The sequence below is a fragment of the Streptomyces sp. NPDC031426 genome (genome assembly GCF_055581585.1).
On sequence record NZ_JBVIJE010000006.1, the window covers coordinates 19,160 to 42,794 of the forward strand.

At 72.0% G+C, this 23,635-nt stretch carries 22 protein-coding genes; 15 read left to right on the plus strand and 7 right to left on the minus strand.

Features of this window, described 5'->3' with window-relative positions:
* Positions 1-78: 78 nt before the first annotated feature.
* The 8 genes from ACZ5NH_RS13265 (at position 79) to ACZ5NH_RS13300 (ending at position 7,045) form a co-directional block, all read left to right on the plus strand.
* Positions 79-1,704, plus strand: a complete 1,626-nt coding sequence (locus tag ACZ5NH_RS13265; RefSeq protein ID WP_468775458.1) for a beta-N-acetylhexosaminidase — start codon at positions 79-81, stop codon at positions 1,702-1,704.
* Between the two features lie 66 nt (positions 1,705-1,770).
* The gene (locus tag ACZ5NH_RS13270) at positions 1,771-2,121 is read left to right on the plus strand and encodes a DUF4328 domain-containing protein (protein WP_468774931.1); all 351 of its coding nucleotides are present in this window, start codon (positions 1,771-1,773) and stop codon (positions 2,119-2,121) included.
* Positions 2,122-2,214: 93 nt separating this feature from the next.
* Positions 2,215-2,769, plus strand: a complete 555-nt coding sequence (locus ACZ5NH_RS13275) for a hypothetical protein (RefSeq protein ID WP_450981585.1) — start codon at positions 2,215-2,217, stop codon at positions 2,767-2,769.
* 150 nt (positions 2,770-2,919) lie between these two features.
* Positions 2,920-3,306 carry a hypothetical protein gene (locus ACZ5NH_RS13280; protein ID WP_468774933.1) on the plus strand — a complete coding sequence of 129 codons (387 nt, stop codon included), beginning with the start codon at positions 2,920-2,922 and terminating at the stop codon, positions 3,304-3,306.
* A gap of 188 nt (positions 3,307-3,494) precedes the next feature.
* Entirely contained in the window at positions 3,495-4,127 is a 633-nt protein-coding gene (locus ACZ5NH_RS13285) for an RNA polymerase sigma factor (RefSeq protein WP_468774935.1), read from the plus strand.
* Positions 4,128-4,238: 111 nt separating this feature from the next.
* Positions 4,239-5,021: a hypothetical protein gene (locus ACZ5NH_RS13290; protein ID WP_468774937.1), complete on the plus strand. Its 783-nt coding sequence runs from the start codon at positions 4,239-4,241 to the stop codon at positions 5,019-5,021.
* A 279-nt stretch (positions 5,022-5,300) separates the two neighbouring features.
* Positions 5,301-5,963, plus strand: coding sequence for an RNA polymerase sigma factor (locus ACZ5NH_RS13295; RefSeq protein WP_388619938.1), 663 nt, complete (start codon positions 5,301-5,303; stop codon positions 5,961-5,963).
* A complete protein-coding gene (locus tag ACZ5NH_RS13300; RefSeq protein ID WP_468774940.1) occupies positions 5,963-7,045 on the plus strand; it encodes a hypothetical protein in 1,083 nt (360 codons plus the stop codon). The genes ACZ5NH_RS13295 and ACZ5NH_RS13300 overlap by 1 nt, the downstream gene beginning before the upstream one ends.
* 271 nt (positions 7,046-7,316) lie before the next feature.
* On the opposite strand, the gene ACZ5NH_RS13305 is transcribed toward ACZ5NH_RS13300, so the two are convergent.
* Positions 7,317-8,153 (minus strand): L,D-transpeptidase family protein, encoded by an 837-nt coding sequence (locus tag ACZ5NH_RS13305; protein ID WP_468774942.1) that lies wholly within the window; start codon positions 8,151-8,153, stop codon positions 7,317-7,319.
* 80 nt (positions 8,154-8,233) lie between these two features.
* On the opposite strand from ACZ5NH_RS13305, the gene ACZ5NH_RS13310 reads away from it, so the two are divergent.
* Both ACZ5NH_RS13310 and leuE read left to right on the plus strand, forming a co-directional pair.
* Complete coding sequence (locus tag ACZ5NH_RS13310) at positions 8,234-9,814, plus strand: acyl-CoA mutase large subunit family protein (RefSeq protein ID WP_451552903.1); 1,581 nt, start codon at positions 8,234-8,236, stop codon at positions 9,812-9,814.
* Between the two features lie 46 nt (positions 9,815-9,860).
* Complete coding sequence (gene leuE / locus ACZ5NH_RS13315; RefSeq protein WP_468774944.1) at positions 9,861-10,511, plus strand: leucine efflux protein LeuE; 651 nt, start codon at positions 9,861-9,863, stop codon at positions 10,509-10,511.
* Between the two features lie 100 nt (positions 10,512-10,611).
* On the opposite strand, the gene ACZ5NH_RS13320 is transcribed toward leuE, so the two are convergent.
* A complete protein-coding gene (locus tag ACZ5NH_RS13320) occupies positions 10,612-11,994 on the minus strand; it encodes an FAD-dependent monooxygenase (protein ID WP_468774946.1) in 1,383 nt (460 codons plus the stop codon).
* A 71-nt stretch (positions 11,995-12,065) separates the two neighbouring features.
* Here ACZ5NH_RS13320 and ACZ5NH_RS13325 point away from each other — a divergent pair, with 71 nt between their 5' ends.
* On the plus strand, positions 12,066-12,716 hold the full coding sequence (locus ACZ5NH_RS13325; RefSeq protein ID WP_468774948.1) for a TetR/AcrR family transcriptional regulator C-terminal domain-containing protein: 651 nt from the start codon (positions 12,066-12,068) through the stop codon (positions 12,714-12,716).
* A 4-nt stretch (positions 12,717-12,720) separates the two neighbouring features.
* On the opposite strand, the gene ACZ5NH_RS13330 is transcribed toward ACZ5NH_RS13325, so the two are convergent.
* The 4 genes from ACZ5NH_RS13330 to ACZ5NH_RS13345 all read right to left on the minus strand — a co-directional run bounded on the left by ACZ5NH_RS13330 (position 12,721) and on the right by ACZ5NH_RS13345 (position 17,315).
* Positions 12,721-13,659, minus strand: a complete 939-nt coding sequence (locus ACZ5NH_RS13330) for a class I SAM-dependent methyltransferase (RefSeq protein WP_468774950.1) — start codon at positions 13,657-13,659, stop codon at positions 12,721-12,723.
* A gap of 104 nt (positions 13,660-13,763) precedes the next feature.
* Complete coding sequence (locus tag ACZ5NH_RS13335; RefSeq protein WP_468774952.1) at positions 13,764-14,906, minus strand: acyltransferase family protein; 1,143 nt, start codon at positions 14,904-14,906, stop codon at positions 13,764-13,766.
* 100 nt (positions 14,907-15,006) lie between these two features.
* Complete coding sequence (locus ACZ5NH_RS13340) at positions 15,007-16,341, minus strand: alpha-2,8-polysialyltransferase family protein (protein WP_468774954.1); 1,335 nt, start codon at positions 16,339-16,341, stop codon at positions 15,007-15,009.
* Positions 16,338-17,315 carry a glycosyltransferase family 2 protein gene (locus ACZ5NH_RS13345; protein ID WP_388619968.1) on the minus strand — a complete coding sequence of 326 codons (978 nt, stop codon included), beginning with the start codon at positions 17,313-17,315 and terminating at the stop codon, positions 16,338-16,340. Before ACZ5NH_RS13345 ends, ACZ5NH_RS13340 begins: the two co-directional genes overlap by 4 nt.
* A gap of 198 nt (positions 17,316-17,513) precedes the next feature.
* Here ACZ5NH_RS13345 and ACZ5NH_RS13350 point away from each other — a divergent pair, with 198 nt between their 5' ends.
* Genes ACZ5NH_RS13350 through ACZ5NH_RS13365 form a run of 4 tightly spaced genes read left to right on the plus strand, consistent with a single transcriptional unit; the run spans position 17,514 to position 22,335 of the window.
* Positions 17,514-18,836 carry a DUF6716 putative glycosyltransferase gene (locus tag ACZ5NH_RS13350; RefSeq protein ID WP_451552909.1) on the plus strand — a complete coding sequence of 441 codons (1,323 nt, stop codon included), beginning with the start codon at positions 17,514-17,516 and terminating at the stop codon, positions 18,834-18,836.
* 23 nt (positions 18,837-18,859) lie between these two features.
* On the plus strand, positions 18,860-20,173 hold the full coding sequence (locus tag ACZ5NH_RS13355) for a cytidylyltransferase domain-containing protein (protein ID WP_468774957.1): 1,314 nt from the start codon (positions 18,860-18,862) through the stop codon (positions 20,171-20,173).
* Positions 20,174-20,185: 12 nt separating this feature from the next.
* Complete coding sequence (locus tag ACZ5NH_RS13360; RefSeq protein WP_388619976.1) at positions 20,186-21,124, plus strand: N-acetylneuraminate synthase family protein; 939 nt, start codon at positions 20,186-20,188, stop codon at positions 21,122-21,124.
* Between the two features lie 38 nt (positions 21,125-21,162).
* On the plus strand, positions 21,163-22,335 hold the full coding sequence (locus ACZ5NH_RS13365; protein WP_451552911.1) for a hypothetical protein: 1,173 nt from the start codon (positions 21,163-21,165) through the stop codon (positions 22,333-22,335).
* Positions 22,336-22,794: 459 nt separating this feature from the next.
* Here ACZ5NH_RS13365 and ACZ5NH_RS13370 read toward each other — a convergent pair whose 3' ends face one another.
* Complete coding sequence (locus ACZ5NH_RS13370) at positions 22,795-23,484, minus strand: class I SAM-dependent methyltransferase (RefSeq protein ID WP_388619981.1); 690 nt, start codon at positions 23,482-23,484, stop codon at positions 22,795-22,797.
* Positions 23,485-23,635: the final 151 nt, after the last annotated feature.

A 23,635-nucleotide genomic window follows, 5' to 3' on the forward strand; every position in this document is an offset into this window, starting at 1 on the left:
CTCGATGACGGATGGAGTGCGGATAGGTCGTACGTTGGCCGGGTGAGCCAGCACAGGCGCCGCGCTCCGGCGCAGCAGGTGATACGGAAGCGGGCGGTGGTGGCCGCCGTGGTCGTCGGGACCGTCGCGCTCGGCACGGGGATCGGCGTATGGGCGTCGTCGGGCGGGGGCGGCGGGACGCGGCAAGGGGGTGCGGGGCAGTCGTCGTCCGGCAGGGTGTCCGGCGGCGCTTCCAGCGGGGCGGCCACGCCGCCGGCGGGGCCGACGCCCGGCCGGTCCTATCCGCTGTCCCGGGCACCGCTCACGATTCCAGCGGTGCGTTCCCACACCCCGGCGCGCGGGCCCGGCTGGAAGCCGCAGAGGGCGGACCGGGTGGTGGTCAGCGACGGGGAGCTGGCCGACGAGGGGCAGCTGATCGCCGGGGAGCTGGGGCTGACCTACGCCGGGGAGAAGGACGACGTGCGGGCGGGCGACGTCCGGCTGGCACTCGGTGGCGGGGGCGGGAACCAGGAGTCGTACACCATGACCGTCCGGGAGGGGCGGGTCGACATCAGCGGGCCCGGCGAGGCCGGCGTCTTCTATGGCACCCGGACCCTCAAGCAGGAGGTCCACGGCGGCGGCACTGCCCCGGAGGGGGTCGTACGGGACGAGCCGGCCAAGCCGGTGCGCGGGTTCAACCTGGACATCGCGCGCAAACCGTTCTCCGAGTCCTGGATCGAGGACCGGATCCGGGAGCTGGGAGACCTGAAGTTCAACGAGCTGGGGCTGCACTTCTCCGACGACCAGGCGTTCCGGATCGAGTCCAGCACCCACCCCGAGATCGTCTCCACGGACCATCTGACCAAGGCGCAGGTCAAGCGGATCGTGGAGCTGGCGGACAGCCGGCACATCACCGTCGTGCCCGAACTCGACTCGCCGGGGCATCTGGGCGCCGTCCTCGCCGCCCACCCCGACCTGAAGCTGCGCAACGCGAGCGGAGTCGTCACCAAGGGCGCGATCGACATCTCCAAGCCCGCCTCAGCGAAGCTCGTGGACGATCTGCTGAACGAGTACGCGGGGCTGTTCACCGGCGACCAGTGGCATCTCGGCGGCGACGAGTACCAGGCGCTGACCGTGAAGAGCCCGCAGACCTCATATCCGCAGCTCGCGGCCGCCGCCCGGCAGAAGTACGGCTCCGGCGGCACGGTCGCCGACCTCGCCACCGGCTGGCTGAACGACCGCGCCGGCACCGTCCGCGCCCACGGCAGGACCGTGCGGGCCTGGAACGACGGCTTCTACCCCGGCACGTCCGTGCAGGCGGCCAAAGACCTGCAGGTCGCCTACTGGACCGGCAAGGAGTTCGGCGCCCGGCCGCCCGTGGAGTATCTGAGCGCGGGCCGGGAGGTCATCAACCACAACGACGAGTTCCTCTACTACGTCCTCGGCCAGCCGCAGACCTTCGTCTACCCGACCGGACGGCGGATCTACGAACAGTGGACCCCACGGGTGCTGCGCGGCACGACGGCCGTACCGGCACGCTACGACGGCCAGATCCTCGGCGGGGCGTTCGCGGTCTGGGGCGACTTCCCGAACGCGCAGACCGAAGCCCAGGTCGCGGCCGGCATCCGCCTGCCCCTGCGGGCCACCGCCCAGAAGCTGTGGGACCCGGGCAGGCCCGCGCTGTCCTGGACGGGCTTCCAGGCTCTGGCGAACCGGCTGGGCTGACGGAACCGGACTGATCGCGAAGGGGTGGACGCACCACACCGTCCGGTCGTATGTTCCGGTGCTCATGTGTGCGGCCGGGGGGAGGCCGCGCGTAGGCTCCAGCTGTGGTTCCCGCGCCGGATCGTCCTGAACGCCTGGGACGCCAGCGTGCCCTGGGGCGAGCGGGCCCGGCACAGGACGGTCAACGCCTGGTGGATGCTGTGGATCATCAGCGTTCTCACCGGACGGCTCGCGTCCCTCAGCTGGAGCCACGCCCACACGGCGAGGCTGCTGCGGAACGCCGCCGGGCAGATGCTGTTCTCCGACGCGGTCGACATCGCGGCCGCCGTCCTCGCGATCGTGGTGGTCGTCCGCCTGACCCGGATGCAGGATCGCAAGGCCCTCGCGGGTCCGGTGCCGGTCCCGGTTTTTGGCTGAAAATCTCTGGCTGTGACACTCCCGCGCCGTACCACGCAGTAAAGGGAAGTGCGGGCTCCGTAACGGTCGGCGCCCCGGCGAGGGAGACATTTCATGAGCCTGGTGGAACGGATCGCACAGGCCGACGAACGGGGACTGGCCGCCAGCGGACTGGCTTGTTTGGATCGGTGCCTGCCGCTGCTCGGCGCCGACGACGAGCTGCTGCGGCCCCTGTGGGCGAGCCTCGCCGACGGCTCCGACTGGGGCGCGAGCCTGGAGAAGGCGCGGGCGGCGCTCGGTGCCGGGCAGCCGGACGACGAGGCCGCGCTGCTCGTCCGCCGCATGCTCGACGCGGCCCCGGCCGAGCGCACCGCCGACGCCGTACGGCCCTGGGCCGACGCCTGCTCCGTCGCCTCGCTGCGCATCCACCGGCTGCTGGACCCGGCGGCGGACGGTACGCCGGCCGCCGAGGGGCTCGACGCCGGGCGGGCGGGGGACACGGCGGACCTGCCGCCGCTGGTCGCGGCGGAGCTGCGGCGGCAGACGGCGGTGCTGGACGTTCTGGCCGAGCACGGTCCGCAGGGCCTGCGGCGCGCCCTGGACCTGTCGATCGAGGGACGGCGGGTCCTGCGCGCGGTGGTGTCGCGGCGGGCGCGCAGCGGGGCATGAGAGGCAGCGGTCAAACCCCCGTGCGTGGACGGGTCCTGTGGCAGTACTGCGGTGGACGTGGGGTAGTCCTGCGACGGTTGGCGAAACGTTGCGGAATACGGTGACGGTCGCCCCGTCCGCGTCGCTCTTCCCTATGTGACAGCCCAGTACGTGACAGCACAGCAGGAGACCAGGCCACAGGCCGCGGCGAAGCCCGTCCGGTGGGCCGCGGACGCCGTGGCGACCATGCGCGAGGGCGCCCGGGTGCGGCTCGACTACTCGGCGCAGAGCCTGTGGCGGGTGGACCGGATGATCGAGGAGATACGGCGCGAGGGACCCCCGTACGCCGCCGTCCAGAGCGTGCTGCGCGGCTTCGGCGCCTACGCCGGTGAGGTGATCGTCCGGCAGAGCGGCGCCGAGTGGTGGACGACCGGCGGCGACCACTGGGTGCGCACCCCCGACGGCCGGCTCTGGGACCCCATCGACGAGGCCCGGCAGGTCTACGGCGGCAACGGCTCGCTGCGCCTGCTCTGCCGGGACGCGACCGGCTCCCGCTGACCGGCCGGGGCCCACGCGCGGGCCCCGGCCGGAGACGTCACGGCGTCGGATTCGCGCCCGGGCAGCTGTGACACATCTGTGTGCCTGGGCGCTGATCACCGTGGGACATGGAGCACGTGCGGCCGTGTCGCACGCGGATTCGGTACGCGCGGGCACGGGCCCCGGGCTGTTACGGACGAGGACGGTTCTTGGGCCAGGGAGGGGAACCCCGGCGCCCGCAGCCGCGGGACGGGGAACTGGGTGCGGCCGTCGCGCGCGCCCAGGACGGCGACGAGACCGCCTTCGCGGTGGCCTACCGGATCGTGCAGCCCGGACTGCTCGGCTATCTGCGGGGCCTGGTCGGCGAGGAGGCCGAGGACGTGGCGTCCGAGGCCTGGCTGGAGATCGCCCGCGACCTGGGCCGGTTCAAGGGCGACGGCGCCGGCTTCCGCGGCTGGACCGCGACCATCGCCCGGCACCGCGCCCTGGACCATCTGCGCCGCCGGCGGGTACGGCCCCAGGCCGCGCCGCTGGAACAGGACGCGCTGGAGCTGCCCGGCCGGCTCGACACCCACGCCCAGGCCCTGGAGTCGCTGTCCACCGCACGGGCGCTGGAACTGGTGCACAGCCTGCCGCGCGACCAGGCCGAGGCCGTACTGCTCCGGGTGGTCGTCGGTCTCGACGGCCCCGCCGCGGCACGCGTCCTCGGCAAGCGCCCCGGCGCCGTCCGCACGGCCGCGCACCGCGGGCTGAAACGTCTCGCCCGGCAGCTGGGCGCCCCGGACCCGGCGGACCGGGGTGTGACGGACGGCGGCACCCGGACGCTGGGTGAGTCGAAGTGAACGGTGCCGGCCGAGAGCCGTATGAATACGCGAGCGCCGACGGTTCCGGAGCCGGTACGAGGCCCGGGAGGCGGCATGTCTCCGGCGCACCGGACGAGGACGGGAACGGTCATGGGTGAACGGCACAGCGGCGACGGTCCCCTCGGTCGCCGGTGCGCGCACCCCGGCGGCACCCTTTCCGCACCGGATCACGCCCCCGCGGACCAGGCCGGCAGGGACCGCGCGGACTCCGGATTCGAGGCGCGGCTCGGCGCCGTCCTGCGCGCCCACGGCGTCGACGCCGAGGCCGAGCGCCGGGCCGTCGCCGCCTACCGCGCCGCCCGCACGACGCAGGCCGCCCGCGCCCACACCCGCACCCGGCGCCGGGACGACTGGCGGCCCGCCGCGCCGAGGCCTGCGCGGGCGTCGCTGAAGGCCACGCTCTCGGTGGTGCTCGCGAGCCTCACGCTCGGCGGTGTCGCCTTCGCGGCCATCGGCGTCGCCGGATCAGGCGGCCACCCCGGCACCTCGCGGCCGGCCCACCCGTCCACGGCCATCCCGAACGGGCCGGCCGCTCCCGGCACGTCCGCCGGGACCGCCGGCGCGGGATCCGGTGCCCCGTCCACGCTTCCGCACCATCCGGCCACCGCCCGGGACACCGTGGCGCACTGCCGTACCTACGAGCGGGCCGGGAGCCGGGGCGGCGCCCTGGACTCGACCGCCTGGCACCGGCTCGTCGAGGCGGCGGGCGGCGAGAACAAGGTCGCGGCCTACTGCGCCGCCCAAGTGGCGTCCGCCCAGGGGAAGAAGGCTCACAAGAGCGGCAATTCCCCCGAGAAGGGGCAAAGCGCCAGCAGGGGCAACAACGTCGGAAACGGCGGCGATTCGGACCGCAAGGCCTCCGGGAAGAAGTAATCCTCGTCACCCGGGCGTACCGCGAAAGGCGAACGGCCGGGGCCGCCACCCCCCACAGGAGAGGCCCCGGCCGTCGCGCGGTCGGGCCGCATGCGGCCCGTACCCTCTACAGCGCCGTGCGTGCTGTTTCTGTCACACCCGGCCACCGCCGACCCTCACCCTGCGCACATCCGCACTCGGTCACGAGTTAGTTGCATCTTCTACGGACATGGACGGGGAACGGTTTGACGCCGTAACGTGCCTTTCGCGCCGACCGGGAAACAGGCGTAAGGGAGTCAGGTGCTGGGGGACGACGCGGAGCTGACCGCCGCGGTGCGATCGGCGCAGGACGGTGACGAGACCGCGTTCCGTACTGTGTACCGCGCGGTGCATCCACGGCTGCTCGGATACGTACGCACGCTGGTCGGCGATCCGGACGCCGAGGACGTGGCGTCCGAGGCCTGGCTGCAGATCGCCCGCGACCTCGACCGGTTCAGCGGAGACGCCGACCGCTTCCGCGGCTGGGCTGCCCGCATAGCCCGCAACCGCGCCCTGGACCACATACGCATGCGCGGCCGCCGCCCCGCCATAGGCGGCGACGAGACGGAACTCACCGGCCGGGCCGCCGAGTCCGACACGGCCGGCGAGGCCATCGAGGCCCTGACCACCGACAGCACCCTCTCCCTCATCGCACGGCTGCCGCAGGACCAGGCCGAGGCGGTCGTCCTGCGCGTCGTGGTCGGCCTCGACGCCAAGAGCGCCGCCGAGACCCTCGGCAAACGCGCCGGTGCCGTACGCACCGCCGCGCACCGCGGCCTGAAGCGGCTCGCTGAACTGCTCGGCGAGGATCCGGAATCGGCGGGCGTGCTCGACGCTCTCCCGGCCCAGCGAGAACCGCGCGGTCGCGCGGTGTCGTCCGCAACTGTGACGGATACGCGTGCGCGGACGCAGAAGGACATGTGATGGCCGACGAGCAGTACAAGTGGCTGAACCGTGAGACGGCGGAACGCCTGCTGCGCGGTGAGTCGCTTCAAGCCGTCGACGCCTCCGCCCGTGACCAGGCCGAACGCCTGTCCCGGGCGCTCGGCGCACTGACCTCGCAGACGGACCCCGCCACCGGCGAACTCCCCGGTGAGCAGGCCGCTTTGGCCGCGTTCCGCAAGGCCCGCGAGGCCGCCGGCACCGAACGCGCCGGCGCCGACGGCGCCTTGGGAGTGCCCGTGCCCGGCGCCGACGCTGGCCTGGTCCGCATCGGCGCCCCGGACCGTACCGGAATCCCCGTCCGCCGCACCCGCTGGGCCCGCCCGGTGCGGCTGGCGCTCGCCGCGGTGGTGGCCGTGGGCACGGTCGGCGGGGTCGCCGTGGCCGCCGGGACCGGGATGCTGCCCAGGTTCGGGCCCGAACGCCCCGGCCCGGGCACCTCCGTCTCCGCCGGCCCGAACTCCGGAACGCCGCAGGCCTCGGTCCCGCAGGGCACCCCCGGTGCGTCGGTGGGGACCGGCGTGCCGAGCGGCAGCGCGGGCGCGCACCCCGGCGGGGCCTCCGGCGAGGCCATGGGACCGGACGACCGCAAGGACAAGAGCACCGCTCCGGGCACCGGCGACTCCTCCGGCACCCCCGGCGACCGGTGGAAGGACGCGGCCTCGGCCTGCCGGGACATCCGGGACGGCAAGGAACTGACCGCCGGCCGCCGGCGCGCCCTGGAGGACCTGGCCGGCGGCAGCGCCCGGGTGAGCCGGTACTGCAAGGTCGTCCTCGCCACCACCGACTCGGCCGCCGGCGCGACGAGCGGCGGCGAGGGCGACGAGAACGGCAACAAGGGCAAGGGCAACGGAAACGGCCAGGGCGGCGACGAGGAAGGCAACCCCGGCCAGGGTGGCGACGGTCACGGTGCGGGCGGCCACCCCGGCAACGGCGGTGGCGGCAAGGGCTGGCACGGCGACGCAGCCGCGCCCGCTCCCACGGCCCTCGCTCCGCCCCACCCCGCGCGGACGACCGGCACCACACCGGTCCCGGCGCCGAGCCCGACGTACCACACGCTCTGACCGGCAGGCCCGTCGGCGCGGCCCGCGCCCTCTGCCCCCTCCCGCCCATCTGACCTGCGGTTTCTTGGGTCGCGAAAAATTCTTCGCGCGGGGTGTGACGTTTTCGGAGCCCGGTACGCAGTACTGAGTGAGCCGACTGGTCATCGGCCGTCGCACTGAGCCGGGGTTCCCCCCGTACCCACGGCTCGTGCACCTGGCGGGGGGGGGGGGGGGGGGGGGCGGCGGCCCCCCCCCCCCCCCCCCCCCCCCCCCCCCGCCCCGCAATCCCCCGTCACCAGTGGACGACGACCTTGTCGCCCACCCGCACCTGAGCGAACAGCTCCTGGATCGCGGCCTCGTCCCGGACGTTCACGCATCCGTGCGAAGCTCCCGCGTACCCGCGCGCCGCGAAGTCGTACGAGTAGTGCACGGCCTCGCCGCCGCTGAAGAACATCGCGTACGGCATCGGCGAGTGGTAGAGCGTCGACACCCAGTCCCGCGCCTTCCAGTAGACGTGGAAGACACCCTCCCGGGTCGGCGTGTACTGCGCCCCGAACCGCACCGCCGTCGTCGACAGCGTCCGCCCGCCGACCATCCAGCGCAGCGTCCGCGTCGTCTTGTCGATGCACAGCACGCGTCCGGTCATACAGCGCGGGTCGGGCGCGCCGGCCGGCTGACCGCCCATCAGGAACAGCTCCCATGTGCCGGGCGTGTGGGTCATCCGCACCAGCCGCTGCCAGGTGACGGTGTCCGTCCGCCCGGTCCGCGGCAGCCCGCGCTTGCCCTGGAAGCCCCGCACGGCCCGCTCGGTCAGATCGTCGTACGACCCCGTCGGCCCGTCGAACAGCCAGTCCAGCTGGCGCAGCCGGGCCTGCAGCTCCCGAACGCCCGCCCCGCTGTCGCCGCGCGCGTACAGCACCCGGGGAGCGGGCACCGCCGGCTGCTCCGTCCGGGTGGGATGCGCCGGACCACTTCCCGGGCTCTGTGCCGGACTCCGACCACCGGTCGGGACGTGCACCGGTGCCCGGGCCTTGCCGTCGGCGGCCGTGGGCTGGACGGTGCAGCCGCACAGGGCGGCGACGGCGGCGGCCGAGGTGAGCAGGGCGGCGGGTCTTCCCGGGATCCTCATGCTGGAGATGCTTCCCAGCGTGACCGCCGCCGAACGACGGGGCATGGTGAGGGGTGACAGGACGCACCCCGGAGGCATCCATGACGCATGAGTCGGAGTCGGGACTGCCCATCGAGCCGGTCTACGGCCCGCAGGACCTACAGGGCTGGAATCCGGCCGGGAAACTGGGCGAACCGGGCACGTACCCCTTCACCCGCGGGGTCTACCCGACCATGTACACCGGCCGCCCCTGGACCATGCGCCAGTACGCCGGCTTCGGCACAGCCGCCGAATCGAACGCCCGCTACCGGCAGCTGATCGCCCACGGCACCACGGGCCTGTCGGTCGCCTTCGACCTGCCCACCCAGATGGGCCACGACTCCGACGCGCCCCTCGCGCACGGCGAGGTCGGCAAGGTGGGCGTGGCCATCGACTCGATCGAGGACATGCGGCTGCTGTTCGACGGCATCCCGCTCGACCAGGTGTCGACCTCCATGACGATCAACGCCCCGGCCGCCCTCCTGCTGCTCCTCTACCAGCTGGTGGCGGAGGAGCAGGGGGCGCACCCCGACCAGCTGACGGGCACGATCCAGAACGACGTGCTGAAGGAGTACATCGCGCGGGGGACGTACATCTTCCCGCCGAAGCCCTCCCTGCGCCTGACGGCCGACATCTTCAAGTACTGCACCGCCGAGATCCCGAAGTGGAACACGATCTCGATCTCCGGGTACCACATGGCCGAGGCGGGCGCGTCGCCCGTCCAGGAGATCGCCTTCACCCTGGCGGACGGCATCGAGTACGTCCGTACGGCGGTGGCGGCGGGCATGTCCGTCGACGACTTCGCGCCCCGCCTGTCCTTCTTCTTCGTGGCCCGTACGACGCTGCTGGAGGAGGTGGCCAAGTTCCGCGCCGCCCGCAGGATCTGGGCCAGGGTGATGCGGGAGGAGTTCGGCGCCCGGAATCCGAAGTCCCTGATGCTCCGCTTCCACACCCAGACGGCGGGCGTACAGCTGACGGCCCAGCAGCCGGAGGTGAACCTGGTCCGGGTCGCGGTACAGGCCCTGGCCGCGGTGCTGGGCGGCACCCAGTCCCTGCACACCAACTCCTTCGACGAGGCGATCGCCCTGCCGACCGACAAGTCCGCCCGTCTGGCCCTGCGCACCCAGCAGGTGCTGGCCCACGAGACGGACGTGACGGCGACGGTGGATCCCTTCGCGGGGTCGTACGCGGTGGAGCGGATGACGGACGACGTGGAGGAGGCGGCCGTCGAGCTGATGCGGCGGGTCGAGGACCTGGGCGGGGCGGTCGCGGCGATCGAGCGGGGCTTCCAGAAGGCCGAGATCGAGCGGAACGCGTACCGGATCGCCCAGGAGACGGACTCCGGGGAGCGGGTGGTCGTCGGGGTGAACCGCTTCCAACTGGACGAGGAGGAGCCGTACCAGCCCCTCCGGGTGGACCCGGCCATCGAGGCCCGGCAGGCGGAACGCCTGGAGAAGCTCCGGGCCGAGCGGGATCAGCGGGCGGTGGACTCGGCGCTGGACGCACTGCGGATGGCGGCGGAGGGGGAGGGCAACGTCCTGTACCCGATGAAGGAGGCACTGCGGGGGCGGGCGACCGTGGGGGAGGTGTGCAACGCGCTGCGGGGGGTTTGGGGGGCATATGAGCCCTCGGAAGTGTTCTGACCCACCCCGGACCGGACTGTCGTACCCCCGTGCGACACTCCTTTCCATGTTCGGTGTCATCGACCTTCCCACCTATCTGGCAGGACTCGTCCTGATCGTTCTGCTGCCCGGGCCCAACTCCCTCTACGTCCTCTCCGTGGCCGCCCGGCGCGGCGTGCGGGCCGGCTACACCGCAGCCGCCGGTGTGTGGTGCGGGGACACCGTGCTGATGACGCTCTCCGCCGCAGGAGTCGCCTCCCTGCTCAAGGCCAACGCCCTGCTCTTCGGGATCGTGAAGTACGCCGGTGCCGGATATCTGACCTGGCTGGCGATCGGCATGCTGCGGGCCGCCTGGCAGATGTGGCGGACGCGCAGAGAGAAGGCCGTGGCGGAGGAGGCCCCGTCCGGCACCGGATATGAGCAGCCGTTCCGGCGGGCGCTCGTCGTCAGTCTCTTCAATCCCAAGGCGATCCTGTTCTTCGTCGCCTTCTTTGTGCAGTTCGTCGACCCGGACTACGCCTATCCGGCCCTGTCCTTCGTCGTCCTCGGCGCGTTCGCGCAGTTGGCCAGCTTCCTCTATCTCAGCGCGCTGATATTCAGCGGCACGCGCCTCGCCGCCGCGTTCCGGCGCCGCAAGCGGCTGTCGGCGACGGCCACTTCGGTGGCGGGCGCGCTGTTCCTCGGGTTCGCGGTGAAACTGACGCTGGCCAGCGCCTGAGCCGTCGACCGTCAGCGGTTGGCCGCGGCCCGTTCGATCATGCCCTGCATGACGGGCGCGGGGATCGCCGGGTTGCGGGCGGCTTCGTCGGCGGAGTGCCTCACCCCGCCGCGAAGGCCCCCGTCCGCGCCCCGTACGCGTCCAGGCCCTCCGTCGTCCTGCCCGCCCAGCCCACATAGCCGTCCGGGCGGATCAGGAAGACGCCCGGGCCGTAGGACTCCGGTGCCGTCGGGAGTGTGCGCACGCCGGTGACCGGGCTGCGCGCGCCCAGCAGCGTCCAGTGCGGGCCCCGGAACGCGTCGAAGAGGCGGGCGCCGGACACCGTGCCGTCCGGGGCGCGGTCGCCCGCCCGCACGCCGGTCGGGTCGGTCCGTGTCTCCACGCTCAGGGACGACTCCCGGTAGCCCAGCCCCAGTTGCACCGTCGCCTTTCCGCGTCGTACCTCGCCGCGGTGCACGCCCGTCGACAGGTTCACCATGGCCGCCGCGTTCGCCCGGCGCTCCTCCTCGTAGGTGTCCAGCAACGCCTCCGGCGCCCCGCCGCGCAGGACCGAGCCGAGCTTCCAGCCCAGGTTGTAGGCGTCCTGGACGCTGGTGTTCAGGCCCTGGCCGCCGGCCGGGGAGTGGACGTGGGCGGCGTCGCCGGCGAGGAAGACCCGGCCCATCCGGAAGCGGTCCGCGAGGGCGGCGCGGGGGCGGAAGTCGGAAGACCAGCGCAGGCCCGTGACGTCCTCGGCGGAGAGGTGCGTGTACGCGGCCACCAGCTTGCAGATGCCATCGAGGGTCAGGTCGGGTTCCGTGCCCTCCGGCAGGCGCGCCTGCAGCTGGAAGTCGTCCGTGCCGGCCAGCGGGCACAGGCCGAGGGCGGTGCCGTCGTCCTTGGGGAAGGTGTGCCACTGGTCCCGGCCCAGGCCCGTCAGCCGTACGTCCGCCACCAGGAAAGGAGCCGGGTCGACCGTCTCCCCGGTCATGCCCACGCCCACCGCGCGCCGGACCACCGAGCGTCCGCCGTCGGCCGCGACGACGTACCCCGCGCGTGCGGTCCTGCCGTCGGCGAACCGCACGGTCACGCCCTCGGCGTCCTGCTCCAGGCCGGTCACCTCGCGCCCGAAGTCCACCCGGCCGCCCCACTCCAGCAGGCGCCCGTACAGGATCTCCTGCGTTCGCCACTGCGCGACCATCCACGGCTCGGTGTACGGCGTGCCCTCGTCCGTCTCGATCCGCTCGAACATCGGCAGCTCGCCGACCCGCTCGCCGTCCTTCCAGATCATCCGCGTCGGGTAGGGGCCGCCCGCCGCTCGGATCGCGTCCAGTACGCCCAGGTCGTCGAAGACCTCCAGGGTGCGCGGCTGGAGCCCCTTGCCGCGCGAGCCGGGGAACAGTCCCTCCGCCCGCTCCACGACCAGCGCGTCCACACCGCGCCGGGCGAGGTCGATGCCGAGCGTCAGACCCGTCGGACCCGCCCCCACGATCAGAACATCCATCACAAATCCCCTTAACGCCGTTAAGTGCCGTCGCCCACGAGGGTGCCCTTAACGCTGTTAAGCTGTCAAGTGTGAACCCCGAGAAACGCGCCCCGCTGGATCGCCGACGCGTCGCCGGCACCGCGCTGCGGCTGCTGAACGAGGTGGGCCTGGACGGCCTGACCCTGCGCGCCATCGCCAAGGAACTGGACGTCAAGGCGCCCGCGCTGTACTGGCACTTCAAGGACAAACAGGCGCTGCTGGACGAGATGGCGACGGAGATGTACCGGCGGATGGTCGCCGGCACCGCGCTCGATCCCGCCGACAGCTGGCAGGAGCGGCTGCTGAAGGCGGGGCGCGGACTGCGGACCGCGCTGCTCGGCTACCGCGACGGTGCCAAGGTGTTCAGCGGTTCCCGCTTCACGGGCACGGACCACGCGCCCCAGCTCGAAGCCAACCTGCGGCTGCTGACGGAAGCCGGATTCACCCTCGCCCAGGCGGTCCACGCGGGCCGCACGGTGAACGCGTACACCATCGGTTTCGTCACCGAGGAGCAGGGCGTGCAGCCCCTCCCGGGCGAGCGCCGGGAGGGGTACGACGTCGAGGAACGCGCCCGGCGGATGGGCGAGTACCCGCTCGCCGCCGAGGCCGGGAAGCTGCTCTTCGACGGTTACGACGAGCAGTTCGAGGAGGGACTGGCGCTCGTGATCGCGGGTGTCGGGGCGCGGTACGGGATCGGCTAAGCCGTCACCTCCGGGCGGCGCGGGCTTTGCGGATCGCCCGCGTGACCACCGGCGGCAGCAGGTCGACGGCGATCCGGCGGACCCGGCTCGCGCCGCGGCGGGGGGCGGGCCGGACCGGAGCCGGCGCGGGTGCCGGTGCCGGTGCCGGGGTCTCCTGCGGCACCGGCTGCGGCTGCGCCGCCTTCGCGTGCTTGGAGGCCGGGAACTCCGGCGCCCGCATGTGCTTGGACTTCAGCCGGACGATCCGGTGCCCGGCGGCCTCCTGGACGCTCAGGTGGCAGTCGGACCGCTCCCGCGCCATGGCCAGCAGCTCCTCCTGGACCGGCTCCGGGTCGCCCCAGGTGCCGTACAGCTTCTGGGTGCTCAGGCAGATGGGCCGCAGGCCACGGTTGAGCACGGCCTCCCAGGTGGCGATGGAGACTCCGGGGGTGTGCTCGGAGCGGAAGTCGTCCAGGACGACGATCCCGTCCGGGAGCAGCAGGTCGCGGGCGGCTCCGATGTCGCCGTGCACATGCTCGTACAGATGGGAGGCGTCGATGTGCACGAACCGGCAGGAGCCCGGTTCGACCCCGCCGGGCACGATCGAGCTGGGGCCCTGCAGCACGCGGGGCAGCTCGTCGTGGAAGGAGAGGTAATTGTCCTCGAACACGCTCCGGGTCAGCGCGCTGTACGACTTCGTGGACTCGGCCTGGTTGGCGTCGTCCGGGGCGTCGCCCTCGAAGAGGTCGCACACGGTGTACCGCTCGCCCGGTTGCTGGTGCCGTCCGATGAAGATCGCGCTCTTCCCCATGTAGACCCCGACTTCGAGCAGATCACCCCGCATGTCCGCGGTTTCCTGCCGGTTCAGGAACCAGTCGAAGAGCAACTGGTCGAGCACCGGGAACCAGCCGGGGACGTCGTCGAGACGCTCGGGCTGTCGCGTCGTTTCCTGGATGGTGGCCATGCGGGGTGGGCGCTCCCTCGGTACGGCGTCTGTGGGATCCCTGCGAAAAGCCTGTGCGGCCTGGGGGTGGCAAGGGCTCTACGGTGCCTGCCCGAGGGGCTGGTTCAAAACCCAAGACGAGGTGAACGGCTGCCCAACTTCCGCCCCTTCAGTGCCCCCTTCAGCCGCGGGCCGAACGGCCTCTCCACGAACCGGTGGATCAGCCAGGCGAGCAGCAGCATGGAGACCACCGTCACCCCGAGCGCCGGCCACGCGGGCAGGCCGAGCCCCCGGTGCAGCACCCGGATGACGAACCAGCCGAGGTGTTCGTGGACCAGGTAGAACGGGTACGTCAGCGCGCCGGCCGTGACCAGCCAGGGCCAGGAGGCCCAGCGCGTCCAGCCCAACGCCACGGCGGCGACGGCCGCGAAGGCGACGGTGACGATCAGGATGACCACGTAGGGGTCACGGTGCGGGTGCGGGCCCCACAGGCCACGGGTGGCCTCGCTCTGGGCGAGCAGCCAGGACATCGCGACGATGCCCCACGCGAGCAGGTCACTGCCGAAGCGGTGTATCAGGTACAGCGCCAGACCGCCTGTGAAGAACGGGGCGTACTCGGGCATGACGACCTGGTTCAACAGCTCGTTGCCGGACGAGTGGCACAGCACGGCCGCCACGGTCCACACGCACGCGAACAGCACCACCCGGCGGTAGGTCACCCCGCGCAGGACGACCAACAGCGCGAACAGCACGTAGAAACGCACCTCGACCCAGAGTGTCCAGCACACGCCCAGCACCCGCGTCGCGCCCATCGGCTGCTGGAGCATCGTCACATTGACGAGGAACTCGTCCAGACGGACCGGGTGGACCACGACCGGCAGGGCCAGGGACGCACCCGTGACCAGGACCAGGGCCACCCAGTACGCGGGGTACAGGCGGGAGACCCGGGAGCGGAAGAAGTCACCGAGGGTGCGGCCCCAACTGCTCATGCAGATCACGAAACCGCTGATGACGAAGAAGAGCTCGACGCCGAAATTGCCGTAGACGGCCGCCCGGGACAGCCCAGGGAAGAGGTGGGCCGGACTCCCGTGCCAGGACGCGGAGACCGTGCCGCCGCGGCCGGTGTAGTGGTAGAGGCAGACCATCAGTGCGGCGACGAGCCGCAGACCGTCCAGGGCGAGCAGACGGCTCCGGGGCCTGGAGGCAGGTGCCGTTCCGGCGGCGGGAGGAGCGGGAACGGCGTTCAGGGCGGGGGATGAAGCAGCCATGGTGTGGGGCGCCTTACCAGGGTCTCGGCGCCTCACACCCACGACCGGGCTGTTCGGCACACTGTTCGTCAACTGGTCGGTGAGGGTTCACTCGGTGGTGTCAGCGGCGTACCGAATTGCGCAGACTGCGCGCCTTCTTCGCCATCCGGCGGACCGTCGGGTTGCGCGGGATGAACGCCAACTGGGAGGGCACCCCACCGGGCAGGGCCAGCGAGGACAGACGCCGGCGCTTGAAGTAGCGCACGGTGCGCTGGTTCAGGTTCCGCGCCAGCCAGGCCTCGGCCTCCGGGCGCAGACTCGGGTAGATCTTCGGCTGCATCGCGAAGCCCACCGCGCGGATCAGCGCGCCGAGCGCCTCCACGTCCATGCCGGCCCGCTGCTCGGTCACCGCGGCGCGGTTGCCGAGCTCGGGCAGCAGCGCGTCCACGATGGTCACCGGGACGCGGTTGCTGTTCTCGTACGGCGCCAGCTGCTCCAGCAGCACCTCGGTGCCGATCCGGGCGACCGGCAGGCCGTACAGGGCCTGCGCCGTGAGCAGGGCGGTGGAGAAGCAGCCGACGACCAGCGCGGGACGCATCCGCTGGTACAGCACCTCCGCGAGGACCGGGGTGTCGAGCACGGTCAGCTCGACCTTCAGCCGCTCCGCCTCCTGCTCCAGCAGGCGGGTGAAGCGGGCCGGGGCGGACGGGTGCGGCTTGAACACGACCTTGGTGTGCCCGAGGGCGGCCGCGCCCTTCAGCATCCGCACATGCAGCTTCTCCTCCTGCTCGGCGGTGAGGATGTCCAGCGCCGACAGATACTGGCCGAGCAGCAGCGCGGGCTCCTCGATCTCCGGCAACTCGGCGCCGGAGGGCGCGAGTTCGGCGAGGACCTTGGTGAAGGCGGCCGTCTGCAGCACCTCGCCGGGCACGCCGAACTCGGTCAGCAGCAGCGGCTTCAGGCCCGGCACCAGGTCCAGGTGGAGCACCCGGTCCACACGGGTGCCGACCAGCGGGTCGATCTTGTTGCGGGTGGGGCCGTAGCTCATCAGGCCGTCGGCGTAGACCGTCACCGGGGCGCCGTTGAAGATCTGCGCGAGCGCCAGGGAGGGATTGACCTGGATCGACTCGACCGCCAGCGCCACGTCGTCGTCGCCGAGTCGCCACTCGTGCCGCAGGAAGCGTTCCCACAGCGGCATGTCGTCCGTGCGGGGCGCCCAGCCGCCCGGGTGGAACGGGAAGATGGTCTCGTTGTACGAGATCACCTCGTCGAACCGGTCGCGCAGCTTCTCGAAACCGGGCGCCTCGTCCAGCGCGGGCGTGGTCTCGGGCGTGGCCGCGTTGTTGCAGACCAGCAGGATCCGCCGGTCGGTCGGGCCGAAGCAGCCGGAGTCCAGGGCGGCGGCGAGCGTGGCCGTGCCGTAGAGCGTCGACGCCTGGAAGATCTGGGTGGTCACGCGGCAGCCCCCGCGGAGGCGGGACGGCGGCGCAGCCGGCGCAGCTTGGTGGCGCGCTGGAGGTCCATGGAGTCCAGCGCCTCGTCCAGCACGTCCTGCGGCATGCGCCGCAGGGCCGCGGCACTCATGGATTTCAGTTTCTTCGCCACCGCGGGCTCGAACCTTTCGATGGATCCCAGATGATGGGAAATGATGGCGCAATAGGTGCGGACGGCCTTCGGCAGCAGCTGATCGGCGTCCCGGTCCCCGGCCGTTTCCGTGATGACCTGATCGAACGCGCGAATGAAATCGAGCTGCCGGACATCGCCGATCTGGGTGAGCGAGGAGGCGACGCCACGCCGGTAGAACACCCCGAGCATGCTCACCGCCGCGAAGGATTCCGCCTCCCGGTGCAGTTTCCAGATCCATGGCCGGTCCTCGGCCGTACGCAGTCCGTCGGTGAAGTGCAGCAGCCCTTTGTCCACCAGCCGGCGGTGATAGACGCCCGCCCACGCGTACGCGTAGTCGACGGACGTGGACCGGTCGGTGGGCAGGATCGCCTCCCGCGGGTCCATCACCACGTTCCGCCGGCCGACCGGCACCCGGTTCACCGTGCGCGAGCGCGCCGTGCACTGCACATGGTCGGTGCGGATGAAGTCGCAGCCGAGCTCCTCCATGGCCGCGACCAGCTGTGGGAAGTAGCCGGGGGCGAGCCAGTCGTCGCCGTCCAGGAAGGTCAGGTACTCGCCGCGCGCCCGGTCGATACCGGTGTTGCGGGCGGTCGCCAGCCCTCCGTTCTGCTCGTGCCGGACGTAGACCGCTCCGGGCAGCTCGCGCTCCGCGCGCGCGAGAATCTCTGGTGTCCCGTCGCGCGAACAGTCGTCGACGAGAATGAATTCGAAGTCCTCACGCGCGTTCGCCTTCAGGCTCCTGAGCGTGTCGGGCGCGTATTGCTGCACGTTGTAGAACGGCACGATGACGGAGAGCTTGACCACGGCTTGAACGTTAGGACGAAGCCCGTCATTCGTCTTGACCGTCCGCTTGATGCTGGGTGAACGCCACGTGGCGAAGCTGTGAACCGGGCTGTTTTCCCGTGCTCTCACGGCCCGATTCGCCATTCGGCGATGTGCTGTTAACCGTTTGTTGCATTCGGGTTGGGCGGAACCTCGGAATGGATTCCTAGCGTCTTCAGCGTGCCAGCAAGTGCTACGAAGTCCCTGCGGGTCGCCGTCCTCGCCGATTCCGACACCCGGTGGAAGTGGGGCGCGCTCACCGCGCAGCGCCTCGCCCCCACGGATGCCGAGATCCGGCTCGACGGCTACCTCTTGCGAGGACGCGCCACCCCGACAGCCCGCCAGCTGAAGGAGGTCGGCGTCCGGGCGGACTCCCTGCGCGAGGTCACCGGCGTCGAGTTCCTTCGTGCGATGGGTGGAGCCGTCGAAGACCAGTACGACGTGCTCATCCTCGCGCTCGTCGGCGGCGGCGTCCAGGCCATGCTGCACGGGCTGCGCGCCACTTGGGCGGGCGCCGGCAAGCGCCCCGTGGTCGTCACCGGCTACGTCGGTGTCGTCTACGAGAAGCTCGCCGACGGCCTGCTGCTGCGGCACGGCGCCGACCTCGTCCTCGCCAACTCCCGGCACGACGCGGACCGGTTCCGGGCCGTGTACGAGGGCGTGGGCGCCGACGCCTCCTCGGTCACCGAGGTCGCGCTGCCCTTCCTCGGCGGGGCGCCGTACACCGGTGAACACGAGCCCTACACCGTGGTGTTCGCGGCCCAGCCGTCCGTCCCGGACAGCCGCAAGGACCGCACCTACCTGCTGAACCGGCTGATCGAGCACGCCCGGAAGCACCCCGAGCGCGAGGTGCTGCTGAAGCTGCGCTCCAAGCCGGGCGAACACACCACCCATATCGAGGAGTTGCCGTACCAGAAGCTGGTCCAGGGCACGGACGTGCCCGCCAACTTCCGCCTGGTGTACGGCCACATGGGCGAGGTGCTGGATCGCACCGACCTGCTCGTCACGGTCAGCTCCACGGCCGCCCTGGAGGCCCTGCACCGCCGTATCCCCACGGTCGTCCTGACCGACCTGGGCGTGCGCGAGGTGCTCGGCAACCACCACTTCACCGGCTCCGGGTGCCTGGCCTCCTGGGACCAGCTCGACGCCGGGCACCGGCCGGTGGCCGACGAGGAGTGGGTGGCCCGGCAGGGCGTGGCCGCCGACGGGTCGTACGGGACGGCCTTCGACACCGCCCGCGAACGCATCGCCAAGCTGCTCGACCGGCCGGGCGGCCTGCCGCCCCTGAACCCCTACTACACCCCCGAGACCGCGCCCGGCTATCTGCCCGGCATCCTCGCCCGGCACCACCTCGGCCCCGACGGCGTCCCGCTGCCCGGCGCGCCCGCCGCCGACAAGGAGCCCGGACCGGTCCGCCAGATCGTGCGCCGCGCCGCGCGTGGCGCCTACCGCCACGGCGTGCAGCGGGTCGCTCCGGTGATCCGCCGGATGGGGGAGCTGTGACCTCTTTCCAAGGAGTGGACCCCATGTCGAACCCGGAAGCGGGCCAGGGCGCGACGGTGCGCCGGGTGCTCGCGGTGATCCCCGCCCGCGGCGGCTCCAAGGGCGTGCCCGCGAAGAACCTCGCCCCCGTCGGCGGGGTCCCGCTGGTGGCGCGCGCGGTGCGCGAGTGCCGGGCGACCCGGCTGGTGACCGACGTCGTCGTCTCCACCGACGACCAGGCCATCGCCGCCGCCGCCCGGGAAGCCGGCGCCGAGGTCGTGCTGCGCCCGGCCGCCATCGCCGGGGACACGGCGACCTCCGAGGCCGCGGTCCTGCACGCCATGGACGCCCACGAGGCGCTGCACGGCGCCGCCGTCGACGTGGTCCTGCTCGTGCAGTGCACCAGCCCGTTCATCGTCCGCGAGGACATCGACGGGGTTGCGTCGGCGGTGATCGAAGGCGGCGCGGACACCGCGCTGACGGTCGCGCCGTTCCACGGGTTCGTCTGGCGCGACGCGGTCGACGAGCTTTCCGCGCACGGCGAGCCGTCAGCCACCGGCACGGCCTCGGTGGCCGCGGCGGCGGGCGGCAGCCACGCCGTTCCCACACCGACCGCCGGAGGCCATGGCGTCAACCACGACAAGTCCTACCGCCCGCGCCGCCAGGACCGACCGCAGGACTTCCTGGAGACCGGCGCCGCCTACGCGATGGACGCGGCCGGCTTCCGCAAGCACCAGCACCGCTTCTTCGGCCGTACGGAACTCGTCCGCACCGACCCCGCGCGCGTGCTGGAGATCGACGATCCGCACGACCTGGCCCGCGCCCGCGCGCTGGCCCCGCTCTTCGACGCGGACCGCCCCGGTTCGCTGCCGACCGCCGACGACATCGACGCGGTCGTACTGGACTTCGACGGCACCCAGACCGACGACCGGGTGCTGATCGACTCCGAAGGACGGGAGTTCGTCTCCGTGCACCGCGGCGACGGACTCGGCATCGCGGCCCTCCGCAGGAGCGGCCTGAAGATGCTGATCCTGTCCACGGAACAGAACTCTGTGGTCGCCGCCCGGGCCCGGAAGCTGAAGCTTCCCGTGCTGCACGGCATCGACCGCAAGGACCTCGCGCTGAAGCAGTGGTGCGAGGAGCAGGGCATCGCGCCGGAGCGCGTGCTCTACGTCGGCAACGACGTCAACGACCTGCCGTGCTTCGCCCTCGTCGGCTGGCCCGTGGCGGTCGCGAGCGCCCACGACGTCGTACGCGGCGCCGCACGCGCGGTCACCACCCTCCCCGGCGGTGACGGCGCGATCCGAGAGATCGCCAGCTGGATCCTCGGCCCCTCTCTCGATTCCCTCCCCAAGTAAGGACATCCCCTGATGAGCACCAACTCCCGTCTGCGTACGTTCGGTTCCCGCGAGGTCGGCCCCGGCCGTCCCGTCTACATCTGCGGTGAGATCGGCATCAACCACAACGGTGAGCTGGAGAACGCCTTCAAGCTGATCGACGTGGCCGCCGAGGCCGGCTGCGACGCCGTGAAGTTCCAGAAGCGCACCCCGGAGATCTGCACCCCGCGCGACCAGTGGGACATCGAGCGCGACACCCCCTGGGGCCGGATGACCTACATCGACTACCGCCACCGCGTGGAGTTCGGTGAGGACGAGTACCGCCAGATCGACGAGTACTGCAAGGAGAAGGGCATCGCCTGGTTCGCCTCCCCGTGGGACACCGAGGCCGTCGCCTTCCTGGAGAAGTTCGACGTCCCGGCCCACAAGGTGGCCTCCGCGTCCCTGACGGACGACGAGCTGCTGCGCGCCCTGCGCGCCACCGGCCGCACCGTCATCCTCTCCACGGGCATGTCGACCCCGAAGCAGATCCGCCACGCGGTCGAGGTCCTGGGCAGCGACAACATCCTGATGTGCCACGCCACGTCGACCTACCCCGCGAAGGCCGAGGAACTCAACCTCCGCGTGATCAACACGCTGGAGAAGGAGTACCCGAACGTCCCGATCGGCTACTCCGGCCACGAGACCGGCCTGCAGACCACCCTCGCCGCGGTCGCGCTCGGGGCGGCCTTCGTCGAGCGTCACATCACCCTCGACCGCGCCATGTGGGGCTCCGACCAGGCCGCGTCGGTGGAGCCGCAGGGCCTGGAGCGCCTGGTCCGCGACATCCGCGTGATCGAGTCCTCCCTGGGTGACGGCGTCAAGAAGGTCTACGACTCCGAGCTCGGCCCGATGAAGAAGCTGCGCCGCGTCGCCGGCGTCGTCGCCGAGGCGGAGATCGCCGCGGCGGCGGGCGAGCCGGTCACGGTCTGAGTGTTTTGATCCCCTTACGACGGGACGGTCGTACGCCGATGAGCCCCCGCGCCGGTCACGCCGGCCACCCTCCCCGCACGCTCGCCTTCGTGGAGAGCCCGGTCCAGCTGCTCAACGTACTGGAGTGGGCGCATCTGCACGGCCTGCGCGGCGCGCAGCCGGACCCGCTGCCGGCCACGGACCCGCTTCCGTCCGTGCCCGCGCAGGTACGGCGGACGGTGGCCGGCAACCCTCCACAGACCGGCGCGGAGCTCACGGTCGTCGTCCTGTCGCCGACCGATCCCATGTCCCGGGGCCAGCTGCGCCGCATGGCGGACCTGGCCCGGGACGAGGGGTACCGGGTGCGCTGGGAGGAGGCGCGGGGCGGCACGACCGCGCCCTTCTCGACGATCGGCGGCCTGGCGGGGGCCCTGAGAAAGGCCGACCGGATCGTCATGGGCGACCCGTTCTCGCGGTATGTGCAGCTGTTGCTGACGATCACGCGGGCGAAGGACCTGGTCGTGGTCGACGACGGCACGGCGACGATGGAGTTCGTCGCCCAGCTGGCCCGCGGTGAGCGGCTGGTCCGCTGGCACCGCAAGGGCGGCCGCCCGGGCGCGAGGGACCTGCTCTTCGCCCCCGTCTCCTCCTCGGCCCGGCGCCGGCTGACGCCGAGCGCGCGCCGCAGGGTCGAGGTCTTCTCCTCCATGCCGGTGACGGAGACCCCGGACGGGGTGACGGTCACGGCCAACGACTTCTCCTGGACCCGTGCCCGCTTCGGGCCCCCGCGCATCACCAAGGGGGCGGACATGGTGGGGACGTCCTTGGTGGAGACGGGCGTGGTGGACGGCGACCGCTATCTGGAGGCCGTCCGCACCCTGGCCAGGACGCACGGCGCGACCCGCTACTTCGCCCACCGCCGCGAGAGCGCGGACAAGCTGCACCGCCTGGCCGCCGAGACCGGCCTGGAGATAGTCCGCCCGGACCTCCCCCTGGAGCTGATCGCCCGCCGGGGCCCGATCGGCCGTACGGTCCTCAGCTTCCCTTCGACGGTCGTCCACACCCTGCCGCTGGCCCTGGCCGGCACGGGCGTGCGGGTCGCGGTGTGCGACATCGACCCCGCCTGGCTCACGGAGAACGCGTCGCCGCGAGCGCAGGGCTTTCTGTCGGGTGTCACCGGCACGGCCCGTGACGTACACCGCCTGGCGGCGGTGAGCCCCAGCCCGGCCTAGGCCAGGGGGCCAAGGGGCTGCTGCATCCCGTGCCGGATCAGTCGTTTGCCGGATCGCACGCCCTGGCGGCGTGTGCCGCACGGACACCGAGGTCCACGAGCAGTTGGTTACACGTCAGCGTGTCGGCCGGGCCACCCGCTCCCTGGCCGATGTTGCATGCCCGCGTGACCCCCGAACCGACCACGTAGCCCTCGCCCGCCGGATAGTGCGGGCAGTCCTGTGTACTGGCCTGCGCCGGAGCCGCCATCGCCACCGTTCCGGCAACGATCGCGGTCGCCGCGAGGAAACGGCACCCTTTCGTGTCCAGACATTTCTGTCGGCTCAACTCCCGTTGCGCCGGAGTAGTTCGAAAGGCTTCCGGTTGGCCTCGGGCTTTCATGGGGCGGGACGGGGACGGGGTCGTCCAGCAGCGAGGGGGCTGGTGCGGATCCGCCCATCGGGTTCTGTCACCGGATCGGCTCAGGCTCCGGCGGCGGGTTTGCGGGCCAGTACGAATGCTCTCGACAGGGTCTCCTCGGCGGCTGGTTCCCGGCGCACCGTCGCCACCAGTTCCAGGCCGGCCTCCGTCAGCGCCGTGGTGAGCTGTTCCGGGGTACGCCAGTAGTAGTCGAGGTCGATCTGGTGGCCGAAGCGCTCCGGGAGGTGCAGATGGCCGGGCGCCCCGGCGGTCTGGAAGGCGAGGAGGGCGTGGCCGCCGGGCTGGAGCGTGCGGTGGAATTCCGCGCAGGCCGCCGGCAGGTGGGCATCGGGGACGTGGATCGTCGAGTACAGGGCGAGGATGCCGCCCAGGGTGGCGTCCGGCAGGTCCAGGGACGTCATCGAACCGATGTGGAAGCGCAGCCGGGGGTAGGTGTCGCGGGCCATGCTCACCATGGCGGGGGAGAGGTCGACGCCGAAGGCCGGGACGCCAAGCTCGTCCAGGAGCGCGGTGACATGGCCGGGGCCGCTGCCCAGGTCCGCCACGGGGGCCGTGCCGTGCGTGGTGACCAGTTCGGCGAAGGCGGTGATCACGCTGCGGTCCAGGGGGTGCCAGCCGCCGGCCGGGAACTGGGCGGCGTAGTCCTTGGCGATCGCGTCGTAGGAGGCGCGGGTCGTCCGGAGGAAGGCCTCGGTGGCTTCGGTGCGAGGGTTCTCGGTCGCGTCGGTCACGGGTGCGGACCCTACCGGCCGGGGGCGTGGGAGGGGGTCCGGTTCGTGGACATGGCGCGCGTGAGTGCGGGGAGGCGTGGTATGCGTGGAAGAAGAAACAGAGGTTTTACCCATCAGTGTCCGCCGCCATGCGTCCGCCGGTCAGATTTTC